The sequence below is a fragment of the Enterococcus sp. LJL51 genome, from assembly GCF_049894025.1.
In the GTDB taxonomy this organism is placed as follows: Bacteria; Bacillota; Bacilli; order Lactobacillales; family Enterococcaceae; genus Enterococcus_L.
Map to the genome: position 1 here is coordinate 39,855 of NZ_JBNEQE010000020.1, position 21,993 is coordinate 61,847.

At 39.0% G+C, this 21,993-nt stretch carries 23 protein-coding genes; 19 read left to right on the plus strand and 4 right to left on the minus strand.

Annotated features, from left to right (window positions below; genetic code table 11):
* Positions 1-8: 8 nt before the first annotated feature.
* Positions 9-245, plus strand: coding sequence for a hypothetical protein (locus ACPWSO_RS15515; RefSeq protein ID WP_426084493.1), 237 nt, complete (start codon positions 9-11; stop codon positions 243-245).
* A gap of 245 nt (positions 246-490) precedes the next feature.
* On the opposite strand, the gene ACPWSO_RS15520 is transcribed toward ACPWSO_RS15515, so the two are convergent.
* Entirely contained in the window at positions 491-1,645 is a 1,155-nt protein-coding gene (locus ACPWSO_RS15520; RefSeq protein ID WP_426084494.1) for an ROK family protein, read from the minus strand.
* A gap of 286 nt (positions 1,646-1,931) precedes the next feature.
* Between ACPWSO_RS15520 and xylA the strand changes: the two genes are divergently transcribed.
* From xylA to ACPWSO_RS15565, 9 genes are all read left to right on the plus strand, one after another.
* Positions 1,932-3,239, plus strand: coding sequence for a xylose isomerase (gene xylA / locus ACPWSO_RS15525; protein ID WP_426084495.1), 1,308 nt, complete (start codon positions 1,932-1,934; stop codon positions 3,237-3,239).
* A 118-nt stretch (positions 3,240-3,357) separates the two neighbouring features.
* Complete coding sequence (locus ACPWSO_RS15530; protein ID WP_426084496.1) at positions 3,358-3,591, plus strand: hypothetical protein; 234 nt, start codon at positions 3,358-3,360, stop codon at positions 3,589-3,591.
* Positions 3,592-3,865: 274 nt separating this feature from the next.
* Positions 3,866-5,365: a xylulokinase gene (gene xylB / locus ACPWSO_RS15535; RefSeq protein WP_426084497.1), complete on the plus strand. Its 1,500-nt coding sequence runs from the start codon at positions 3,866-3,868 to the stop codon at positions 5,363-5,365.
* A 255-nt stretch (positions 5,366-5,620) separates the two neighbouring features.
* On the plus strand, positions 5,621-6,136 hold the full coding sequence (locus ACPWSO_RS15540; protein WP_426084498.1) for a DUF1456 family protein: 516 nt from the start codon (positions 5,621-5,623) through the stop codon (positions 6,134-6,136).
* Between the two features lie 340 nt (positions 6,137-6,476).
* A complete protein-coding gene (locus ACPWSO_RS15545; RefSeq protein ID WP_426084499.1) occupies positions 6,477-6,935 on the plus strand; it encodes a DUF1310 family protein in 459 nt (152 codons plus the stop codon).
* Between the two features lie 44 nt (positions 6,936-6,979).
* Positions 6,980-7,432, plus strand: a complete 453-nt coding sequence (locus tag ACPWSO_RS15550) for a DUF1310 family protein (protein ID WP_426084500.1) — start codon at positions 6,980-6,982, stop codon at positions 7,430-7,432.
* Complete coding sequence (locus ACPWSO_RS15555; RefSeq protein ID WP_426084501.1) at positions 7,425-8,690, plus strand: hypothetical protein; 1,266 nt, start codon at positions 7,425-7,427, stop codon at positions 8,688-8,690. The genes ACPWSO_RS15550 and ACPWSO_RS15555 overlap by 8 nt, the downstream gene beginning before the upstream one ends.
* The gene (locus tag ACPWSO_RS15560) at positions 8,687-8,830 is read left to right on the plus strand and encodes a hypothetical protein (protein WP_426084502.1); all 144 of its coding nucleotides are present in this window, start codon (positions 8,687-8,689) and stop codon (positions 8,828-8,830) included. Before ACPWSO_RS15555 ends, ACPWSO_RS15560 begins: the two co-directional genes overlap by 4 nt.
* Positions 8,827-9,102 (plus strand): hypothetical protein, encoded by a 276-nt coding sequence (locus ACPWSO_RS15565; protein ID WP_426084503.1) that lies wholly within the window; start codon positions 8,827-8,829, stop codon positions 9,100-9,102. Before ACPWSO_RS15560 ends, ACPWSO_RS15565 begins: the two co-directional genes overlap by 4 nt.
* 194 nt (positions 9,103-9,296) lie before the next feature.
* Here ACPWSO_RS15565 and ACPWSO_RS15570 read toward each other — a convergent pair whose 3' ends face one another.
* Positions 9,297-9,788, minus strand: coding sequence for a cysteine hydrolase family protein (locus ACPWSO_RS15570; RefSeq protein WP_426084504.1), 492 nt, complete (start codon positions 9,786-9,788; stop codon positions 9,297-9,299).
* 156 nt (positions 9,789-9,944) lie between these two features.
* On the opposite strand from ACPWSO_RS15570, the gene ACPWSO_RS15575 reads away from it, so the two are divergent.
* From ACPWSO_RS15575 to ACPWSO_RS15615, 9 genes are all read left to right on the plus strand, one after another.
* Complete coding sequence (locus ACPWSO_RS15575) at positions 9,945-10,877, plus strand: helix-turn-helix transcriptional regulator (protein ID WP_426084505.1); 933 nt, start codon at positions 9,945-9,947, stop codon at positions 10,875-10,877.
* A gap of 453 nt (positions 10,878-11,330) precedes the next feature.
* A complete protein-coding gene (locus ACPWSO_RS15580; protein WP_426084506.1) occupies positions 11,331-12,263 on the plus strand; it encodes a PLP-dependent cysteine synthase family protein in 933 nt (310 codons plus the stop codon).
* A gap of 1 nt (position 12,264) precedes the next feature.
* Positions 12,265-13,410 (plus strand): cystathionine gamma-synthase, encoded by a 1,146-nt coding sequence (locus tag ACPWSO_RS15585; RefSeq protein WP_426084507.1) that lies wholly within the window; start codon positions 12,265-12,267, stop codon positions 13,408-13,410.
* A gap of 2 nt (positions 13,411-13,412) precedes the next feature.
* Positions 13,413-14,054, plus strand: a complete 642-nt coding sequence (locus ACPWSO_RS15590) for a class I SAM-dependent methyltransferase (protein ID WP_426084508.1) — start codon at positions 13,413-13,415, stop codon at positions 14,052-14,054.
* Between the two features lie 16 nt (positions 14,055-14,070).
* Complete coding sequence (locus ACPWSO_RS15595; protein WP_426084509.1) at positions 14,071-14,532, plus strand: S-ribosylhomocysteine lyase; 462 nt, start codon at positions 14,071-14,073, stop codon at positions 14,530-14,532.
* 850 nt (positions 14,533-15,382) lie between these two features.
* Positions 15,383-16,537 carry a hypothetical protein gene (locus tag ACPWSO_RS15600; RefSeq protein WP_426084510.1) on the plus strand — a complete coding sequence of 385 codons (1,155 nt, stop codon included), beginning with the start codon at positions 15,383-15,385 and terminating at the stop codon, positions 16,535-16,537.
* Between the two features lie 184 nt (positions 16,538-16,721).
* Positions 16,722-17,774 (plus strand): serine hydrolase, encoded by a 1,053-nt coding sequence (locus ACPWSO_RS15605; RefSeq protein ID WP_426084511.1) that lies wholly within the window; start codon positions 16,722-16,724, stop codon positions 17,772-17,774.
* A gap of 227 nt (positions 17,775-18,001) precedes the next feature.
* Positions 18,002-18,511, plus strand: a complete 510-nt coding sequence (locus tag ACPWSO_RS15610; protein WP_426084524.1) for a DinB family protein — start codon at positions 18,002-18,004, stop codon at positions 18,509-18,511.
* A gap of 68 nt (positions 18,512-18,579) precedes the next feature.
* Positions 18,580-19,665 (plus strand): DNA alkylation repair protein, encoded by a 1,086-nt coding sequence (locus ACPWSO_RS15615; RefSeq protein WP_426084512.1) that lies wholly within the window; start codon positions 18,580-18,582, stop codon positions 19,663-19,665.
* A gap of 118 nt (positions 19,666-19,783) precedes the next feature.
* Here the strand turns inward: ACPWSO_RS15615 and ACPWSO_RS15620 are convergent, their stop codons facing one another.
* Positions 19,784-20,554 (minus strand): ABC transporter permease, encoded by a 771-nt coding sequence (locus tag ACPWSO_RS15620; RefSeq protein WP_426084513.1) that lies wholly within the window; start codon positions 20,552-20,554, stop codon positions 19,784-19,786.
* A gap of 21 nt (positions 20,555-20,575) precedes the next feature.
* Positions 20,576-21,496, minus strand: a complete 921-nt coding sequence (locus tag ACPWSO_RS15625) for an ABC transporter ATP-binding protein (protein ID WP_426084514.1) — start codon at positions 21,494-21,496, stop codon at positions 20,576-20,578.
* Between the last annotated feature and the right edge of the window lie 497 nt (positions 21,497-21,993).

Here is a 21,993-nt window from a genome sequence, read left to right on the forward strand (position 1 = left end):
GGATAAGATTGGTTGAAGTTCAAGGAAAAGCCGCCTTGATGAAACGTAAACGCCAACATTTTTCTGATAAACAAAAGCTGACTGTAGTAGACTATACAGAGTTGATGGCGGAATATGCTAAACTTGGAGAAACAATAACAAATGCAGGGGATGATTTTTCCTCCTCATCTGCGATGGCTATTTATACAAACATGTTGACGAAATCAACGAAACTAACGGAGCTTTATTTGCAGTTAGGCCAATAATAAGACTCTATTTAGAACGAACCATTACTGGAGGCTATTCTTTTGTGTCTGGGCGCTTAACTAAAAGCTTGTTGTCTTCAAAAAAATCCTAGCAGGAAATTTTCCTGTTAGGATTTTTTGTTATTTATCTTTGCTTATCCCCTGTCGCCATTTGACTAATCAGATTTTGAAGAAAAGCCAACTGTTGAAAAGCGTGCTTCAATTATTTCTGTACATCTAAATTAAAATTAATGAGTTGAAAAAAACTAACCAATGAGTTTCACTCGTTCTACGTCTAAAAAATGCTGCAAGTTTAGTACAAGCCCGCCCAAAAGAGTTGCTTTGTCATTTAAAGAGGAATTTCTGACAATGACTTTATTTGAAAAACGGTTTTTCAAGCTGCCTTTTAATTGCTGAATCATATCAGGGATTTCACGATAAAGGGAGCTGTTCAGCACGATAACTTCAGGGTCATAGTGGGCAATTAAGTTATTAATGCCTATGCTTAAATACTGGCAGTTTTCTTTAACAACCTGAACAGCATCAGGGTCGTTATTCTGGTAATATTCCCGAAGAATGACGGAATTGACGTAGTCCATTGATTTAATTTGTGCAAATTTTTCAAAACAAACTTTATTGGCTGCATACATTTCTAGACAGCCATGATTTCCGCAAGGGCATTTCTCCCCATTCATAACTACAATTTGGTGACCTATTTCACCGGCAAACCCATGAGAGCCCACTTGTAGTTCGCCGTTTTGAACAATCCCGGCACCAATCCCACTATGCATGTTTATGCTGATTAGACTGGAAGAATCGGAAGTAAAGGTGTATTCGCCCAAAGCAGATAAATTCGCTTCGTTTTCTAGATAAACGGGATAATCACTTAGCTCTTCCGCAATTTGCCGAAAAGAAATTTGTTCTAAATTATGATGAGGGGTAAAAATGATATCGCCATTGTAAACTGGTCCGTGAATGGCAAGGACGACGCCGATAACCCCGTAATTGGTCTTGGGTAATATTTCGTTAAATGAAGTGAAGATTTCCGCAAAATATTTTTTTATGGTCTCTTCATCCAAGGTAATTGGTTTCTTTTGAAAAATGCTGACTTCTTCTCCGTCAAGATAGGTTAGTAGCGCATTAATATAATTATAGCCAACATCAATCGAAATTGACAGACCAGCTTTACCGTTGTACTTCAAGATGATTGGTTTACGGCCTCCCGCGTTGCTGGATGAACCGATTCCTGTTTCCAGCACTAAATAATCCTCAATCAATTTTTTTACAATGACAGAAACAGTTGCCTTTGTAAGGCCTGTCATTGTGGCTAAATCTGCTCGAGAAAGATTTCGGTTGTTCATAATAAGCTCGAGACACAAGGATTCATTAGGTGTACGTCGGGTGTAATGTAAATTTTCCATCGAAAAAACACCTCCTATTAATTTGTTTGTTATATATACTTAATACAGTATACATATAATTCGTGCAGCTTACTAGTTTTTTTGTATTTCCTAGTTTGTTTGTAAAATGAACATACTATATTGAGAATTAAAATATAAAAACTATAATTTCACTAAATAAATCTTTTTTAAATGTAAAAAGAGACTTGACTAATATAGGATAAACGGTTAACATGATGGCGTTGAATTAGTTTGTAAAAAGAACAAACTAACGTGAATGTCATTTTATTTTTAGGAGGAAGAAATAATGAGCTATTTTCCACGCGTAGAAAAAATTAAATATGAAGGTCCCAAAACAACGAATCCATTTGCTTTTCGTCACTACAATCCAGAGGAAATAGTTGCTGGTAAATCAATGAAAGAGCATTTACGTTTTGCTGTTGCATACTGGCATACGATGACACAAGATGGCAGTGATCCTTTTGGATTACCAACAAATCAGCGAACATGGATTGCTTCTACTGAAATGGAAACTTCACGAAATCGAGTAACTGCATTTTTTGAAATTTTAGAAAAATTGGGTGTAGAGTATTTTTGTTTTCATGATGTTGATATTGCTCCAGAAGGAGACAGCTTAGAAGAATTCTATAAGAACTTAGATGAAATTACGGATTTGATTAAGGAACAAATGGATCGGACAGGAATCAAACTGTTATGGAACACCGCAAATATGTTCAGTCATCCAAGGTATGTCAATGGAGCTGCATCAGCTAACCATGCAGATGTATTCGCTTATGCCGCTGCACAAGTGAAAAAAGGGCTGGATATTTCGAAAAAACTAAATGGCGAGAACTATGTATTCTGGGGCGGACGTGAAGGCTATGAAACCTTATTGAATACAGATATGGCATTTGAGCAAGACAATATTGCACGTTTATTCAAAATGGCCATTGCGTATGGCGAAAAAATTGGGCATAAGCCGCAGTTCTTAATTGAACCAAAGCCAAAAGAGCCTAGCAAACATCAATATGATTTTGATGCAGCAACTGCCCTGCAATTCATCCAAAAGTATGGATTGGAAGGTGAATTCAAGCTAAATCTGGAAGCCAATCATGCAACGTTAGCTGGTCATACATTTGAGCATGAAATTGAAGTTGCCCGAACCAACAACGCGTTAGGTTCGCTAGATGCCAACCAAGGAGATGTTCTACTAGGCTGGGATACAGATGAATTTCCAACAAATGTGTATGATGTGACATTAGCTATGTACGGTGTTTTGGAAAATGGCGGAATTGCTCCAGGCGGAATTAATTTTGATTCAAAAGTACGCCGTTCAAGTTTTGAAATGGAAGATTTATTCTTGGCTCATATTGCAGGTATGGATACTTTTGCACGAGGCTTGAAGGCTGCAGCGAAATTAAAAGAAGATCGTTTCTTTGATGACTTGAAGGAAAAACGATATGCGACCTTTAAAGAAGGAATTGGGGCATCGATTGTTGCTGATAAGGAAAACTTAGAAAGCTTGACGGAATATGCGTTGAAACTAAAGGAAATTAAACTGGAATCAAGCCATATTGAGTACGTGAAATCTTGTCTGAATGATTATTTAGTGTAAAAGATAAAAGTTCTCTACAATTGGCTGCAAAGTTATAAAGGGAGCTTGAGTTAGTTTTTGATAGGAATATTAAATTGTTTGGATTGTAGAGAGTTTTTCTTTTGTGAAGTAACTAAAAATGATAGGAATGGAGCTGCCGATGAAAATGCAAAATCCTATTAACACAGGGGGGGCTGCCAATAAAGAGGACGTAACAGTCTTTTCATTAGGCTCTGAAGGTCCTGATGTAGGTGTGATGAGTGTAATTGAGTCGCAAGGAAAATCTGGAAAGATTCTTCATTATGGATTTGATTATACCGATACATGGCTAAAGGGCGTTGATAATGGTCGAATCACTGCTATTGTTGATTAAGAGGCCTACCAATTTGGTTATCAAGTAATTTAAAATTTAGTTAAATCGATTGATGGGAGAAAAACTTGATCAACCATTCCAATTGATGTGAAATATGTTCAGGCAGTAGACCTGCAGAGTTAGGTAAATGAAAAAGTAAGGTGAAAACCGATTTAGTAGAGGATTTAGCAAAAGAAAGTACCGATGAATCTGAAAAATAAAAAATTATAGCTTAGCTTTTGGGGATGAACAAGTTGCTTATCTCCCATCAGCTATCTTAAGAAGAGGTGAAAAGATGGCTTATGTTTTAGGGCTTGATTTAGGAACAAGTGCGCTTAAAGGATTAGTAGTTGATAAACATGGACGAGTAGTAGCTGAAGCAACAGCGTCTTATCCATTAGCTACTCCGCAAATCGGATATAGCGAGCAAAACCCTATTCACTGGACTGAAGCAGCTGATAAGGTTATAAAAGAACTGCTGACAGTAATTCCTGACATGAAAGATTTATTAGAAGGGATTAGCTTTTCAGGACAAATGCATAGTTTAGTGCTGCTTGATGAGGAAAATGAGCCGTTGCGTCCGGCAATTTTATGGAATGATGTCCGCACGACAAAGCAATGCAAAGAAATTACAGAAACAATGGGAGATGTTATCCTCGCCCATACAAAAAATATTGCTTTGGAAGGCTTTACTCTACCTAAAATTTTGTGGGTGCAGGAAAATGAACCGGAGATTTGGGCACAGACGAAACAAATTCAGCTACCCAAGGATTATTTGCGTTTTTGGCTTACAGGTGACTACAATATGGACTATTCTGATGCGGCTGGAACATTATTATTGAATCAAGAAAGTCAACAGTGGGATACAGAGATCTTAGAGCAATGGAACATTCCTATTTCGATTCTTCCAGCACTTGTTGAGTCTGCAGAGGTTGTAGGTCTTCTAAAACAAGATTTAAAAGAACGTTATGGATTTACTAAGGACATCAAGATTATTGCTGGAGGAGCAGATAATGCTTGTGCGGCGGTAGGCGCTGGTATTGTCAATGAAAAAATTGGTCTATGCTCCATCGGTACAAGTGGTGTGTTCCTTAAATATGAGGATGGAGTAGACAAGGATTATCAGGGGAAATTACATGTATTCCATCATGCGATAAAAGATGCTGCCTATTCAATGGGGGTTACTTTAGCAGCGGGAAACAGTTTGGATTGGTTCAAGAAGACGTTTGCGCAGAATCAGTCCTTTGACACGCTGTTAGCAGAGATTGATACGGTACCAGCTGGAAGTGACGGGCTGCTCTTTTCACCTTACATTGTTGGAGAGCGTACCCCATATAGTGACAGTCAAATTCGCGGAAGCTTTATTGGTATGGATACGCATCACCAACTGAAGCACTTTAGTCGAAGTGTTTTAGAGGGGATTACGTTTTCGCTAAAAGACTCCCAGCAAATGATGGAGGAAGTAACTACCGAAAGGCTGGAGAGAATCGTCTCCGTAGGCGGGGGTGCAAAAAATGAGAATTGGCTGCAAATGCAGGCTGATATTTTTAATACACCCATCGTTACTTTAACGACAGAGCAGGGACCTGGCTTAGGGGCGGCTATGTTGGCAGCAGTTGGCTGTCAATGGTATTCAGATTTGAATGAATGTGCGAGTCAATTTGTCACGTATAAAGAAGTAGTTCAGCCTCAAAGAGAACAAGCAGCAGCATACAAAAAAGTGTATGCACGCTATCAAATGGTATATAACGCAACAAAAGATATTTGCCATGACTATTTTTCTACGCTTGATTAATTAGAAGATGAAGCAGGAAAAAACTTTATAACGGTTTTCAATATAATTTTTTTAAGTCAAAAAGGGACCTTAGTCACTTCGATTAATAATTGGAGTAGCTAAGATCCCTTTTTATATTCGATTCATAAGGTATTAATACTGTGAGTCAATGAATTGAATTCTGTAATCAGCCATTGGGTCACTACTACTGTCAAAGAAACGAACAGCTATTTTTATGATATAGTAAGTGTATCTGGAAAACGATGGAGGAAGCGAATGAATAATAATGATAGATTACTGCGTCTGAGATATGCATTGGACATGAAGGATGCAGATATAGTAAAAGCTTTTGAACTAGGTGGATTAGTTGTTTCTAAAGAAGAAGTGAAAGAAATGCTGACTAAAGAAAACAGCCAGCAGCATGAAGAACACGATGATTTTGAAAAGAATATCTATGTCAAAACGATTAATAATCAAGTACTGGATACGTTTTTGAATGGATTTATTACTTTAAAACGTGGTGAGCCTAAGAATGGAAAAGCTGATACCCCACAATTAAAAAGCAATGAAATTCGCCACATTAATAATATTCTTTTGAAAAAAGTGAAGATTGCCTTAGCCTTGACCAGCGACGACCTGTTGGATATTTTAGCTGAAGCTGGTGTCTATCCTTCAAAAGGAGAAATGAGTGCTATTTTGAGAAAAGAAGGGCATCGCAATTTTAAGCCTTGCGGAGATAAATATGCGCGTAATTTTTTGAAAGGCTTAGGCTTACGTTATCGTAAATCCTAGCATAAATAAGTAAGCTGTTTAGCAACATGATAGGTATAGAAAGTTGAGAAAACGCAGTCTACTTAAGAACCAAGAAGATCAATCATCATGAATCGGTGATTGGTCTTTTTGTCATTAATAGGCAGAGAATGTGGTCTACCACTTTAGGTTGAAAGTTAGCAGATTACGTGATACTCTGTGTGAGTATTAATTTTCACAAAAAATAACATATATTTGAAAAAGTTATTTAATCTTATGAAATTAATAATGAAAAGCAACAAAATTTTGTATATCTATATTATAGAGGAGCTATTAAGCAAGATAGTTAAAAATGAATGATTAATTAGGAGAAAGGCTATTTATGGTTAATCAAACGAAAAATGAAAAAGAAAACACAACTGATTTAGAAATAAAAAGGATAAGGAAAAGTGTTGTTTATAAAATTGTTGGATTAATTGTCGTAATCATTGCAGGAATCGGAATGAAGGTATATATGAATGAAAAGAATTTTAATGATGAGATGATGAAGGTTGTGAATAGTGATGAAGCTAAGAAAATATATGAAGAAACTATAATTAATAATGATCCTAGTGCCTTTACGCCTAATGGAGTTATTCAAAGTTATAAAATCGACTACAATTCTGTCAAACATAATCCGATGGGAGGGATTATGCTCATTCTAATTATTAATAATAACGAGAATCTCTATATTCATGTAACTTTGAGTAAAGATTATGAGGGCAGTTTGGATAACAGCTCAGGAGGTGCTTCTTCAAAATTAGACGATTTATTAAGCATTATGAACCTAAGTGATAATTAATTATTTTATAAAGAAGTAGAAATAAACTAGGAGAAATGATATCTATGGATAATCATAATAAAACTGAAAAAAACAATACAGTTAGCTCAGAAATAAAAAGGATAAGAAAGAGTGTTTTTTATAAAATTGTCGGGCTAATTTTGGTGATTATTGTAGGAATTGGAGTGAAAGTATATATGGATGAAAAAAAGTTTAATGATGAAATGATGAAGGTTGTAAGAGAGAATAAATCATTGGTAGAAGAAGAAATAAAAAAAGATGATTCATTTAGAAAGATAGAGACGATTGACATTGATTATTCTACCGTAAAACATAATCCAATGGGAGGAATTATGTTTGAGGGGTTCGTTAATGGGAATGAAAAACTCTCATTTTCTGCTGGTTTTAGAAAGTATATTAGAGCGGAAGATGAAGAGTATAGTGACTTAGAATCTACTGGAGTAGATTTTTCTAAAGAATTAGATGATTATTTAACAAGTGGTGATTCCGATGAATGATAATTATTTAACTGATGAAGATAGAAATAATATCGCTTGGAAGCAGTATTCGAATTATAAAGAAGGGGCAATTGTCAATATACCTGACAAAGGCAAAATGGGCTACGTCTCAAAAGTAGTAAATAACAAGGAAACCGGTGAACAAGCCTATATTGTTACTGATAAGAAGCTACCTAAAAATCCAACCTCAGAAGATTTAGCGAGTGTGGGTAACGTAACAGTCTTATATCGAGGATCTACCGCTCCTTCTGCGGGCAATATTGTGAATCCTTGGAATAATGATTTCTCAGATGTCCGAAAGGATTGGTTAGATAATGATGCCGCTATTGCTAAACAAATCGCAACGAATAATTTTACAGGTCCAACACCTCAATTGATTTCGGCTGCGGAAACACTGAATGAACAAATGGCTTTGTATAAGAATGCCTATTTTGATATTTACGGACACTCATTAGGGTCTATGAATGGTCAATATGCAGTTTCTGCAAGTAATTATCCTGAACGTATTCGTAGTGCCTATCTGTACCAAGGACCAAATATTTATGGCTTGTTGTCAGATAAACAGAAAAAGCAGGCAGATAAGCTGAGGGAGCGTATTTTTAATTATGTCGATATGAAAGATTATGTTCCTATCGGGTACGATCTCAAAGGTATAGGAATCATTATCCCTGTAGATTCCAAAGAAGATGTGGGATTAGTTGACCGTCATATGTGGGGTGGTTATGATTATGACGACCATGGAAATCTACGTGTGCCGCAAGGAAAAATGATCGGCATAAGGACTGCTCAGACCAAGATATTTATTCAAGGTCAGCTGAATACGTTAGATATATTGGCAAAGAAATTAAAAACAAGCGGCGGTGGATTATCGGCCTCTGAAGAAGCTTATTTAGACAGTCAGCGTGTATTGGCAGTTGTGAATGGGGTTTATCAGTTAGTGGAACAAGCGATTCAAGATTTGTCTGTAGAGTACAAAAAAGAAATAGGAGAAATTGAAAAGCTATGGGAAGAGACGCTTGCGGCTGCCCGTGACGTAGGAGCACATTTAGAAGAGAATGAAATTCTTTCTGCTTTAATGTCAGGAGGATGTACAAAAGAGACACTGGTTGTTCAACCAATTGCAGAGCTGGAAAGTACCTTTGCAGAAATTGCAGCAATTGGTGCAGACTTTGTTTCATTAGTGAATCAGATTAAATCAAGCGTGGCACAGCAATTAGCAACGGACAAAGAATTAGCTGAGCAAGTGGGCATTTTATGACAGAGGAACAAGTGAAACGAAATTTGACAAGTGAGTTAGATGAAATGGCATCCGACTTTGAAAAAAATCAGCAAATATATCAGAGAAAACGGGAGAAATTAGAAGAGCAATTATTGGAAATAGGAAGAGAGGAAAAATGACAAAAGAAACAGTTGATATAGAAGCACTGGCGAAAAAGATGATGAAGCAAATAGAAAAAATGATTATTCAATCTTCTATCGCAAGTACAGCACATGCAAAAGTGAAAACGAAAAAAGAAAAGTTAAAACAAAGTACTAAAGATACCTTGACTGTGACTAAAGGAAGTTTGGATGGTGTAGGGAGTGATTTATCTAGTTCGCTAAAAGGTTCATGGGGAACTCAAGCGAAGGAAAGCTTAACACGCAATAGTGAAAAATTAACAACATTTTAGATTGGTATTAGCAATTATACGGAGCAAAAAATGAAAGATTGAATTGTTTGGAATCAATTGTGTTTTCCAATCAAAAAGATCAGTTACTTTAGAGTTACGCTACTCTAAAATAACTGATTTTTTTTATAAAAAATTATCGATAAACAAACAGAGAGACGGCCATCGCTTTATGATACAGCTGCTATAGAATTTACTCAAACCAATAACTCATCCAGGCAAGAAATAGTACTGCCTTTACTTTCATAATAACGTATCATTTCGTCAATTTTCCTTCTATCGTAGCTGGTAATGCAGTCTGACAAAATCGTGACGCCATAGTCTGCTTTGCGCAGGTTATAACAGGTCGATTTAACACAAGCGACAGCATCTGCTCCTGTCAGGTAGAATTCGTTGATTTCATTAGCATTAATAAAGTCTGCAAATTCTTCGCTAGTCAATGCGTTGCCTTTATATTTGGTAAAAACATTTTCCGATACAATTTTCAAGTCTGGAGCTAATTCAGCACCCTGAGTATTGGTTTTAAAGGTTCTTGTCCCTGCTGATAAATTTTCATGCCTGATATAGATGACATGCATATTACTGTCAACGGCCCAATCAATCGCTGTATTAATGTTATCGATGATATCCTTGTAATTTTTTGTTATATCATTTTGAATATCGATAATTACTAATGCTTTGTTTTTCATAATGTCTCCTCCTAATTGTCTATAACTTCCACATAAAATTTTGTAGGGTATATAATGTTTGATTTGTTTACTCCTTTATTATACGAGGAGATTGTTGACATCAGTATGGCAACAATCTATACTGACTAAAAAGAAATTTTGAAAGGCGGCCATCCAATGAAGGTAGACAGGCTCGTTAGTATTATTATGATACTGCTAGATAAAAAGCGTATAGGTGCAAAAGAGCTGGCTGACAGGTTTGAGGTTTCAACCCGTACGATTTACCGTGATATAGACTCCATCAACATGGCAGGAGTTCCTGTTCGTTCAACATCGGGAGTATGCGGCGGCTTTGAAATCATGGAGAATTACAAGCTGGATAAAAAGGTCTTTTCAACGGATGAGCTTTCTGCTCTCATGATGGGGCTTTCCAGTCTGTCCAATATGATGTGGGGGGATGAACTGGTACATGCCCTTGCAAAGGTCAAAAGTTTTATCCCGGCTGATAAAGCAAAAGATATTGAGTTAAAGTCCAATCAGTTATCTATAGATTTAAGCCCATGGATGGGCAACAAGAACATACAGTCATATTTAGAAATAATCAAAGCAGCTTTAAAAGAAAACAGACTGCTTTCTTTTGACTATGCAGATCGCTACGGAAATGAGACGACTCGAACCGCTGAGCCCTATCAGTTGGTATTGAAAAATAGTCATTGGTATTGGCAGGGATACTGCTATCAAAGAAAGGATTTTCGCTTATTCAGGTTATCCCGTATGTCAAGCTTGAACATGCAGGAAGCAATTTTCTCACCGCGGGAATATCAAAGTGCACAGTTGGATTTTACAGATATTCTGGCGACCATGCAGACAGAAATCACTATTCGAATCCATAAGTCCATCATGGATAGTGTCCTTGATTATTGTACATATGAACAGTTTTTACCAGACGGTGATGAGCATTATCTTGTCCGCTTTCCTTTCATAGAAAATAACTACTACTACAGTATCCTTCTTAGCTTAGGGAATAAATGCGAATGTTTAGAGCCGGTGTCTATTCGCAAAGAAATCAAGCGCAGAATACATGAGATGGCGTCAATGTACGAAAGCTAAGTAATGGAGGGCAAGAAAGAGGGCAAGAAAAAGGTAAACAGGTTTTATCCAGCTATGATGAAGTGGAAGGAAGTACGGACCGAGGCTTTTTTTAGTGCTGAATAGTCTAAGTGCTTAATGAGATTACCAGAACCTCAGATATTTAACAGAGGTTATTTATTGACAGAGTTATTTTCCCATGTTAATCTGTTCAACATCATAAGAACAAAAAAATTGGAGGGAATCGACATGACATTCAGCAAAAATTTTGCAGTTAAATCTTGCTGTTGTTGTATGGTGCTAAAAAGCAGCATACCGCTTTGTCATGCCTGTTAACTGCCCAATTTTCGCTTATTTTTGATACTCGGAGTAGGAGTTTAGCCTCTTCTGGTGTCAGTCTAACGGAATTTCAAGGTGCTGATTAATAGTCAGCGCCTTTTTTTGTTTTTCAAAAATTTGTCAAAGGAGCCTACAATGATTATTAATTCTATCCAAGCGGCTATTGGTCATACGCCGTTATTGCGCTTCACACATCACGATTTTCCTGAAATCCCTGAAGGGTCTGCGGTTTATGCTAAGCTGGAATATTTGAATCCCGGCGGCAGTATTAAAGACCGGTTAGGTGTTTATCTAATCAATGAAGGATTGACCAGCGGCAGGATAACTAGAGAGACAACGATTATCGAACCTACCGCCGGCAACACAGGTATCGGAATTGCTTTGGCAGCTTTAGCTGTTGGGTTGCCAACAATTTTTGTCGTACCAGAGAAGTTTAGTCTAGAGAAACAAGCCTTAATGCAGGCTTTGGGAGCCAAAATTATTCATACACCTACTGAAGCAGGGATTACAGGTGCGATTGCCAAAGCAAGAGAGCTTCAGGAGGAACTGCCAGACAGCTATTTACCGCTGCAGTTTGAAAATCCTGCCAATCCTCAAGCCTATTATCAATCACTTGCTCCAGAAATAACCGCTGATGTCGGAGCGGAAATCACCAGTTTTGTAGCGGGAATCGGCAGCGGAGGGACGTTTAGCGGGGTTGCCAGTTACCTTTTGGAAAGAAATACAGCCGTTCGTTTAATTGGTGTAGAGCCAGAAGGTTCTATTTTGAATGGTGGATCTAGTCATAGCCATGAAATTGAAGGTATTGGCGTAGAGTTCATGCCGACTTTTCTGGAAGGACTGCCCATTACCAAATATGCAACTATCAGTGATTCAGAAGGATTTGCTATGACAAAAAGACTAGCAAAAGAACACGGACTTTTAGTGGGAAGCTCTTCAGGAGCCGCAATGCAGGCAGCGTTAGCAGAAGTAGCACAGCTGCCGGCCGGTAGTCAGGTTGTGACGATTTTTCCTGATGGGGGCGAACGTTATTTATCTAAAAATATTTATTCACGGGAGGATTATTAATATGCATATCAATACGAAGCTGATTCATGGCGGAATTTCAGAAGATAAAACGACTGGAGCTGTTAGCGTACCTATCTATCAGACCTCCACCTACAAGCAAAATGGGGTTGGACAACCGAAGGAATATGAGTATTCCCGCTCGGGCAATCCAACCCGTCATGCCTTGGAGGAATTAATCGCAGATTTGGAGGGTGGTGTGCAGGGCTTTGCTTTTAGCTCTGGTTTAGCAGGAATCCATGCAGTCTTGTCCCTGTTTTCTCCAGGAGATCATCTGCTTATGGGCGATGATGTTTATGGCGGCACTTTCCGTATTTTTGAGAAAGTGTTCGTTAAAAATGGGTTAGAATATACAATTATCGATACCAGTGACTTAGCAGCTATTGAAGAGAAGATACAGCCAAACACTAAGGGGCTCTACTTGGAATCCCCAAGCAATCCGCTGTTAAAGATTACTGATATTAAGGCTGCTGCGGCTCTTGCTAAAAAGCAGAATTTATTAGTCATGGTGGATAATACCTTTGCAACTCCTTATTTCCAGCAGCCTTTGGCATTAGGGGCAGACATTGTGATTCACAGTGGAACAAAATATCTTGGCGGACACAGTGATGTTGTCTCTGGGTTAGTGACAACGAATGATTCTCAGCTTGCACAAGAGCTTGCTTTTTTACAGAATGCGATTGGAGCTGTTCTAGGTCCGCAGGATAGTTGGCTGATGCAGCGGGGAATTAAAACGTTGGGTGTACGGATGGAAGAACATCAGCGTAATGCATTAGCTGTGGCGGAATTCTTGGAAAGCCATCCTGCTGTCGTTAAAGTTTATTATCCTGGATTAACCAGCCATAAAGGACATGAATTGGCAGAAAAACAAATGAGTGGTTTTAGCGGCATGGTCTCTTTTGAACTAAAGAACGAGCGCGCTGCGGTACCATTTGTAGAGGCCCTGCAGCTATTCACTTTAGCCGAGAGCTTGGGCGGTGTGGAAAGTCTGGTAGAGGTTCCATCTGTTATGACCCATGCGTCTATTCCAAAAGAAAAAAGGGAAGCAGCAGGAATTAGGGATGGTTTAATCCGTTTATCGGTAGGGCTTGAATATGTAGAGGATTTGCTAACTGATCTGAAACTAGGACTTGCAAAGGCTGGTGTTTAGGTATGGGTTTGGAGTTTATGCCGATTTTTGAAGAGTGGGCAGCAGATTATGATGATGAGGTCAATGGCGGTAATCCAGAGTATCAGGAAGTGTTTGCCGACTATTGGAAAATATTGGATGAAATCACCGCAGCTGCTGGAGATGTTGTGCTAGAGTTTGGAAGCGGTACTGGCAATTTGACGGAAAAATTAGTCGCTGCTGGAAAGACTGTGTATCCAGTAGAACCTTCTGTGGAAATGCGCAAGCTTGCTAAAAGAAAGGCAAGCCTTCAAAAGTTGAATTTCTTAGCAGGGGATATGGAAAACTTTCCTGAACTACCGGAAGCGGTGGATACGATTGTTTCAAATTTAGTGTTTCATCATTTGACTGCTGCTGAAAAAACAAGGGCACTTGAGCGTTACAGTCAGCTGCTGCCGAATGATGGGAAAATCATATTCGGTGATACGATGTTTCTATCTCAGGACACTTATGCTAAAATATTGGAAGAGAAAAAGGCCTTGGGGGAGCACCAGCTTGCAGCAGATTTGGAGCGGGAGTATTATCCGTTACTATCAGACCTGGAAGAGAGCTTCACTAGGAACGGCTTTCGGACGATGTATCGGCAAATGAATCGCTTTGTTTGGCTGGTCATCGCAAAAAAATGAGCGGAGGAAGAACAATATGAGAATGAATGTTGAAAGCTTTAACTTGGATCATACGAAGGTTAAGGCACCTTATATCCGTGTAGCGGATAAAAAAACAGGGGCTAATGGAGATTTGATTGTAAAATATGATGTTCGCCTGAAGCAGCCGAATAAAGAGCACATGGAAATGGCGGCGCTGCATTCATTGGAACACTTAACCGCAGAATTAATCCGCAATCACGCAGATTATATTGTGGACTGGTCGCCAATGGGCTGTCAAACCGGCTTTTACTTAACTGTATTAAACCATGACAACATTGATGAAGTTATGGAGGTTTTAGAAAAAACGATGAAGGATGTCCTACAGGCAACTGAAGTTCCGGCAAGTAATCCGGTTCAATGCGGCTGGGCAGATAGTCATACGCTAGAAGGCGCCCAAGCACTAGCGCAAGAATTTCTGGACCAGCGTGCAGAATGGGGCAACGTTTTTGCAGATTAGTGTTGGCAGTAAAAAAGTTAGTTGTCAGATTTTGTTTCAATAAGAAATGAAAAACAGTTAGGCACTTTGTAGCAATCTTCAAAAGTTAGACCAAAAATCTAACCTTTGGGGGTTGCTTCACTTTTGCCTAGCTTTTTTGTTGCTTTCTTAAAGGATATCTCTTTTCTTTTTGAAATATATTACGAGGTTGCAACAGAAATCGTTAGCTTCAAGCACCAGGTAGGTACTTTTCAGCATCTGCTCTACTTACGCAGTAAGTAATCACAGTGGTTCAAAGCACCAGGTAAGTACTTTTCAGCATCTGTTCTACTTACGCAGTAAGTAATCACAGTGGTTCAAAGCACCAGGTAGGTACTTTTCAGCATCTGTTCTACTTACGTAGTAAGTAATCACAGTGGTTCAAAGCAATAAGCAGGAAATTACGAAAATGACAGTCAACATGAAGGTAAACCATTCGATGTTGACGGCTTCCTACCTGGTGCGCCACAAATGTTTGCTAAATTCTGACGTATTGCCGAAGCAGCTGCTCCTGCGGTTACTCGTCGCAATTCAGTGCTTTGTGAGTGCTCCTGCGGTTACTCGTCGCAGTTCAGTGCCCGTATGTGTGACTGTCTCACTGTTTATTCGGTTTTAAACATATTAAAAGTTTGAGAATTTAGTTAGGTTCCAGATTCATTACTATGTTCCTATACCTCTTAGAGCTTAGCTTCTTACTATTTAGCTTGACGTTTTTCCCATTTTGAGTGTTATTTGTATATAGGATTTGATAAATTCCTCCTTGAGTATCATCTGGAAGCTGGCTTTCTTACATGCTATACTTTCTTAAAATGAACAAAAAGGAGAAGGACTGTTGGGAGAGAAACACAAAAGGAAATGGAGAATAACGATTCTCGGGTTGTTGGTATTGCTTTTATTGAGCGGTTGTACAGAAGACCGTGTGAAAGCAATCAATATAAAAAATACAGAAGTCTTCACTATAGGAGAAGAGGACGTAAATAAAGAATTGGAAACCAGTAATCAGACATTTTCAAATTACCAGTTTGAAGGGCTGACCTTCAGGAAGACTTATGGATGGGCTGACGATTCGTTTATATTGCGGCTGACTAAAAACTACCGCGATGAAATTTACGAGTACAATACAGCAAGTAGAGAATTTACACACATTACTGATTTGTCCTTGGCCTCAAATGAAATCCAAGCGGATTTACGTATTGGCGATTATTTGTATTTGATTGTTGCTAAGGAAATTAGAAAATCGAGTACAGGATATGGTGTTTTTAATTATTTACTTATGACTATTAACAGTAAAACCAAGCATGTTGAGACCAGAGAGATTGCGACTCTACATGAGGCTCCGCTTTTTAGAAGTATCGGATTTCAGATTAAAGAAGGTATCTTAGGGATTCGTTATGGGGAGGCGTACATAGATGAGATGGACTATATTTCTTTGGACCTAGTTATTAGTAAAGAAGAACAGGCGCAAATTGAATTGGAGAAAGAAAAAGAAAATGAGATTTTCGAAAATTCTTTTGAAGTAAAGCTGGGAAATTCATATATGGATATAAGTGAATTAGATAAAGAAGAGTGGGATCGGATTGAAGGATATCTTTGGAAAGACTCATACTTACTATATATTCCACAAAAGCTGGAAAGAGAACCGGGAATCCCGGATGATGAAGAAAGTGAGTCTGTGTATCAAGGGCAATACTATATCTATAATTATCGAACGAAAGAGAGACTGAGAGTCGCTTATCTGAGTTTGGACAATCGAGAAGTCGTCAAGATGACGGATAATTTTATTATGATTACGCCGGAAGATGGCGACCGACGCTTGATTCGGCTTCGTGAAGAGGAAGGGAAAGTTCTCAAAGAACAGATTGAAATTCCAGGAACAGAGGATGTTCGTTATGTGAAAATGCTGACTACGAGAGCTGGGAAAACACTTGTTTTAGTGAATTTAGGAGACAGTACAAATGGGAATCTCCTAATAATGCAGGAGAATTGAAGGGGCATTTTACTGTGCAATCCTCCGAAAAGTAACTGCTGCCTGTAGTAAGAAGTAGAGAGGAAGATAATTTGTGTGTATCGAGTAAATCTATTCACCATTTTTATAGATAAATACATAATCCAATTCGTATACTAGCAGTAGAGAAAAAGAGAAATAGAAAAGCTAAAAGGGAGCTGAGCGAGTGAAAAAAATAAAAGGGGTGCGTCTGCTATTGGGCCTGTTGGGTTTAGGTATACTATTGGCAGGTGCGATGTATTGGCGGCTTCAGCTGCCTGACAAGACCGCAACGATTTCTACAACTGAAAGCAGCAGAGAGCCTCAAGTGTCGTCCGTGCAAAGTACGGAAGTATCGACAACCAAAGCAATAGAAGCTTCTTCAGAAACTATTGAAAGCAGTACGGAGTCTTCCAGTAATCAGGCGGAACCGGAGGCAGTATTCCATACAAGGGTCAGTCAAATTGCCAATGAATCAGTTAGTCATTTAACTGGCAAAAAAGGAATTTATGTCGCAGATGTCAATCAAGTAGCGGATATCTATCTGGAAAATAGCGACAGCCCGATTCGAGCAGCTAGTATTATCAAGCTGTTCCTGATGGATATGTTTTATTATCAGGTTCAGGCAGGGCTGCTTCAACTAGATACAAGCTATGCGTTAAAAGCATCTGATAAGGTTGGCGGCTCTGGAGTGATTCAACAAATGGCGGAAGGCAGCTTGTTTACGTATGAAGAGCTAGTTAATTATATGATTACGGTGAGCGATAATACAGCCAGTAATATCTTGTTAGACATATTAGGTGGTACAGGGACGGTTAATCAATTCATTCAGCAGCAAGGCTATCTGAATACTCGATTTGAACGGCGCTTTTTAGATACAGCAGCATTAGCTAGCGGTTTAGATAATTACACTTCGGCTGGGGATGTGGGAAGATTATTAACGGCAATCTATCATAAGCAGGCGGTTTCCCCTGTCTACGATCAGCAAATGCTTATGGTACTTGCAGGCGGTCAAAACCGGACAAAACTACCGGCGCAAATCGGTGCTGAGGTAACGGTCTATAACAAAACCGGTGAATACTCCGAATATGGTGTACAAAGCGATGCCTGTATTTTTGAGAAGAATGGCAAGGCATATATACTGGTTATCCTATCGCAGGATGGTAATGAAGGGGAACAGTTTCCGGCGATGAACCAATTTGGTTTGGCAATCTACAATGAATATTTAAGCGCAGATTAAATAAAAGGCTGCGGTTTAGCCTGAACTCATAAGTTGCAGCTCTCTAAACCTTGTCAGCTTTATTGAATGAATCATTTGTTCGATGAATAAGCTTGGGTGAAGGATTGTGTATGTTCAAAAAAATTCTGGATATTTGCGGTTGTATAGACCCTGTAGTAGAGTGTTTATTGTAAGGACTTATGATCCGTGACAAGCAATTTCATTTCAGACAATGGAGGAGGATTATGATGAAAATAACACAATTAACGGTGGATACACTAAAGCGCGCACAGGAACGTTTTGAAGAAACTCTTAATCAGATGAGTGCAGCAGAGGCAAACACGATGCCGGCACCGCTGATTAAGTCAGTAACTTGGCTAATATGGCACACGGCACGAGAACTGGATTTTCAGATTTCAGACCTAAATCAGACCCAACCGCTATGGCTGGCAGCAGGCTGGAGCGATAAATTTGCCTTGGATTTGCCAGATGATACAGAGGATTGGCGGCATACACCGGAAGAAGCGGCAAAAGTAGTTGTAACAGATAAAAACCTGCTGCTGGATTATCTGACAGCCAGCGTAAATCTTACGAACACCTATTTAGAAACAGTGGAAGAAGAACAGCTTAGCGAAGTCATTGACAAAAGCTGGACACCGCCGGTTACACGACAGGTTCGTTTGGTTTCAGCTGTTGATGATGCAGTGATGCATTCAGGACAGGCGGTTTATACAAGAAGACTAGTTATTGGGAAATAGGAGAAAGCTCATAAACGATGTCCCAAAGCAGGATATCTAGTGTTGCTAGAAGAAACGGAGAATCAGTTATGGCAGATTTATTGAAAAATATGTACAATCAGCAATCAATTAACGGTCTTGCAGAGGATATCCAGACTGTTTATCCTACCTTTCCAATCGAGTCCTTTTTATCAGAAGTCATAGATGACGCATGGGCGGATTTGGAATTGAAGGCTAGGATGCGGAAAATCAGCACAAGCTTAGGGAATTATCTGCCTTCCGACTATGAAGAGGCATTGACGGTGCTCGATAAGGTTGTTGCAAACTACTCTGGTTTTTTCGGCATCTTATTTCCTGATTTTGTTGAGGTTTATGGACAAAGCGATACTGATTGGGCGCTGTCAGTAGCGGCGCTGGAAAGATATACGGTGTATTCTTCTTCCGAATTTGCTGTACGGCCGTTTATCATAAAAGATAGCGAACGAATGATGAAGCAGATGAGAAGCTGGTCCCAAAGTGAAAATGAACATATTCGCAGACTGGCAAGTGAAGGCTGTCGACCTCAGCTGCCTTGGGGTGTGGCATTAAGTGCTTATAAAATAGATCCATCTCCCGTACTGCCTATATTAGAACAGCTAAAGACTGATCCTTCCCTATATGTTCGGAAAAGTGTTGCTAATAATTTGAATGATATTTCTAAAACCCATCCAGAACTTGTCATGGAGCTCGCTAGGGAGTGGTATGGCGAAAATGAGCAGACAAACTGGATTTTGAAGCATGGCTGTCGGACACTGTTAAAAAGAGGCAATCAAGAAGTACTGGCAGTTTTTGGTTATCATGATGCTTCAGCGATAATTATTGAGGATTTTTCTTTAGCAAATGACGTTATTTCAAAGGGAGAAGAGCTCAGCTTTTCAGTCGCTCTTTCTGCAAATGAGGCGACAAAGATTCGGCTGGAATATGGGATTGATTATGTAAAAGCCAATGGGAAAAGAAATCGGAAAATCTTTAAAATATCTGAGCTTTCGCTAAAAGAAGGAGAGCAAAAACTATACAGCAAGACGCACTCTTTTGCAGATTTAACTACCAGAAAGCATTATCCGGGGCAGCATACCATTACACTGATTGTAAATGGTGCTGAACGTGAAACGCTGGATTTTGATTTAAATGGTTGAGTGTTGGAAAGAGCTGTTCTAAGTATGTTCTTATAGTCAAATAAAAAAAGGTATGCCCTGAAAGTTGTAAAACATAACAACCTTCAGGGCATGCTTTTTTTATTTGACTATTTTTTCGTTAGCTTCTTAAGCCTCGGCCTTTGTTAATCAAGTACCAGCAGACGGCATAAAGTACAGTGATAAACAGAATGAGAATCGTCATCGAAATGACAATTGGAACATCCTGAACACCAAGAAAGCCGTATCTAAAGCCTGAAATCATATAGACGATAGGGTTAACTTTTGAAACAGCCTGCCAGAAAGGCGGCAGCATAGAAATAGCATAGAATACACCGCCAAGGTAAGTTAACGGTTGTAAAACGAATGTAGGGACAATTGATACATCATCAAAGGATTGAGCAAAAATCCCGTTTAGTAAGCCGGCTAATGAGAATAAAATAGCAGTCATAAGCAAGGTAAGGATGACGATGAACCATGAGTATACATGAAGCGGCACAAAGAACAATGAGATAATAGTGACAAGTGTGCCGACTAAAATGCTTCGTCCCATCCCGCCGATAACAAAGCCCCAGATAATAATATGTGTAGGGACTGGAGCAACTAAGATTTCTTCAATATTTTTCTGGAATTTCTGAGAGAAAAAGGAAGAAGAGACATTAGAATAAGAGCTGGTGATTACCGACATCATGATGAGACCGGGAACAATAAATTCCATGTAGGAAAAGCCTGCCATTTGTCCGATTCGTCCGCCAATCAGGTTTCCAAAAATGACAAAGTACAGGGATGTGGTGATGACAGGCGGCACCAGTGTTTGCACCCAGATGCGCAGATAACGATTCGTTTCTTTTACTGCCAGACTTTTTAAAGCAGTGAAATATAGATTAAACATTTTTTGTTCTCCTTATTTGTACTAACGTATTGATTTTTCTTCTGTGATTTTTAGGAATAGTTCTTCCAGACGATTGGACTTATTACGCATGGATAGAATGTGGACACCTTGCTTCGTAAGCTGATCAAATAAATCATTCAAGCCCTGATTGCGCTCAACCTCTACAGCTAGGGTCTGATCATCTTCAAAAGCGCTCTTGTAACCAGTGATTTCAGGCTGCTTATCGTAAGGAGCCAAATCAAAGATGAAGGTTTCAAACTGCAGCTTTGATAGAAGCGTCTTCATGCTAGTATTTTCAATCAGCTCCCCAGACTGAATGATTCCAATATTTCGACAGAGCATTTCTGCCTCTTCTAAATAATGAGTCGTTAGAATAATCGTCGTACCGCTGTTATTCAATTCCCTTAGGAAATCCCACATTTCACGTCTCAACTCAATATCTACACCAGCAGTTGGTTCATCCAGAATAAGCAGGCGAGGTTCATGCATCAAGGCGCGGGCAATCATCAACCGGCGTTTCATTCCGCCAGAAAGCATTCGAGCACGCACGTTGCGCTTTTCCCATAAATCAGACTGCTTCAGGTACTTTTCGCTGCGCTTCAAAGCTTCTTTGCGAGAGACCCCATAGTAGCCAGCCTGATTTACAACAATCTGCTGGACTGTTTCAAAGGGATTGAAGTTAAATTCTTGAGGGACCAGTCCAATCTGCTGCTTGGCGAGCACTAGCTCTGTATCCAGGTCATAGTCGAAAACCTTCACCTTCCCTGAAGTTTTGTTGACAAGGGAAGTAATGATACCGATTGTGGTTGATTTTCCAGCACCGTTTGGACCTAAGAGAGCATAAAAGTCGCCTTCTTCTACGGTTAAGTTAATTCCTCTCAACGCTTCGACGCCGGAGGCATATACTTTTTTTAAATCTGTTATTTCTAATGCGTAGGTCATTTTGTTCGCTATCTCCTTTTCCTTTTTGAAGAAATCAGGATATAGAAAACTTTTGCAGATTTCTATATCTAACCAGTCCATAAACACCAGTTTTAAAGGACCAAACCTTAACGGTCAGACAAATTCCTTCGTAGACACGATTCTTTTATTTTATCATTAATCTTCTGGTTTACAAAGCTAAGTAGCTCTTACATTTATTTTTGTTGCATTTCTTAAAACGTGAAGGAGGATTAATAGACAAAGTAGTTCCTATTTTAAGCTAGAGGGCGTTAAAAAGTGGAGTGGTCTCTGAATTTTTCAGAGATTATTGTGAAAATTAAGAAAGGAAACACAGCTTAGGCGGCATATAAACTATAGTAACAGAATGGTATGCGCTGTTTTGATAACTATTTCTTGGAAAAACTAGTTTCACTTATCTTTAAGAACTAGTCTATATAACGATTCAACTCTAAAGCTTTCAGATACGCCTAATTCTAGTTGACAATTTTCGCCTATCA

Coding starts and splice junctions, on each gene's coding strand:
- ACPWSO_RS15520 (WP_426084494.1), bottom strand. CDS start 1,645: ATGGAAAATTTACATTACACCCGACGTACACCTAATGAATCCTTGTGT.
- xylA (WP_426084495.1), top strand. CDS start 1,932: ATGAGCTATTTTCCACGCGTAGAAAAAATTAAATATGAAGGTCCCAAA.
- ACPWSO_RS15530 (WP_426084496.1), top strand. CDS start 3,358: ATGATAGGAATGGAGCTGCCGATGAAAATGCAAAATCCTATTAACACA.
- xylB (WP_426084497.1), top strand. CDS start 3,866: ATGGCTTATGTTTTAGGGCTTGATTTAGGAACAAGTGCGCTTAAAGGA.
- ACPWSO_RS15540 (WP_426084498.1), top strand. CDS start 5,621: ATGAATAATAATGATAGATTACTGCGTCTGAGATATGCATTGGACATG.
- ACPWSO_RS15545 (WP_426084499.1), top strand. CDS start 6,477: ATGGTTAATCAAACGAAAAATGAAAAAGAAAACACAACTGATTTAGAA.
- ACPWSO_RS15550 (WP_426084500.1), top strand. CDS start 6,980: ATGGATAATCATAATAAAACTGAAAAAAACAATACAGTTAGCTCAGAA.
- ACPWSO_RS15555 (WP_426084501.1), top strand. CDS start 7,425: ATGAATGATAATTATTTAACTGATGAAGATAGAAATAATATCGCTTGG.
- ACPWSO_RS15560 (WP_426084502.1), top strand. CDS start 8,687: ATGACAGAGGAACAAGTGAAACGAAATTTGACAAGTGAGTTAGATGAA.
- ACPWSO_RS15565 (WP_426084503.1), top strand. CDS start 8,827: ATGACAAAAGAAACAGTTGATATAGAAGCACTGGCGAAAAAGATGATG.
- ACPWSO_RS15570 (WP_426084504.1), bottom strand. CDS start 9,788: ATGAAAAACAAAGCATTAGTAATTATCGATATTCAAAATGATATAACA.
- ACPWSO_RS15575 (WP_426084505.1), top strand. CDS start 9,945: ATGAAGGTAGACAGGCTCGTTAGTATTATTATGATACTGCTAGATAAA.
- ACPWSO_RS15580 (WP_426084506.1), top strand. CDS start 11,331: ATGATTATTAATTCTATCCAAGCGGCTATTGGTCATACGCCGTTATTG.
- ACPWSO_RS15585 (WP_426084507.1), top strand. CDS start 12,265: ATGCATATCAATACGAAGCTGATTCATGGCGGAATTTCAGAAGATAAA.
- ACPWSO_RS15590 (WP_426084508.1), top strand. CDS start 13,413: ATGGGTTTGGAGTTTATGCCGATTTTTGAAGAGTGGGCAGCAGATTAT.
- ACPWSO_RS15595 (WP_426084509.1), top strand. CDS start 14,071: ATGAGAATGAATGTTGAAAGCTTTAACTTGGATCATACGAAGGTTAAG.
- ACPWSO_RS15610 (WP_426084524.1), top strand. CDS start 18,002: ATGAAAATAACACAATTAACGGTGGATACACTAAAGCGCGCACAGGAA.
- ACPWSO_RS15615 (WP_426084512.1), top strand. CDS start 18,580: ATGGCAGATTTATTGAAAAATATGTACAATCAGCAATCAATTAACGGT.
- ACPWSO_RS15620 (WP_426084513.1), bottom strand. CDS start 20,554: ATGTTTAATCTATATTTCACTGCTTTAAAAAGTCTGGCAGTAAAAGAA.
- ACPWSO_RS15625 (WP_426084514.1), bottom strand. CDS start 21,496: ATGACCTACGCATTAGAAATAACAGATTTAAAAAAAGTATATGCCTCC.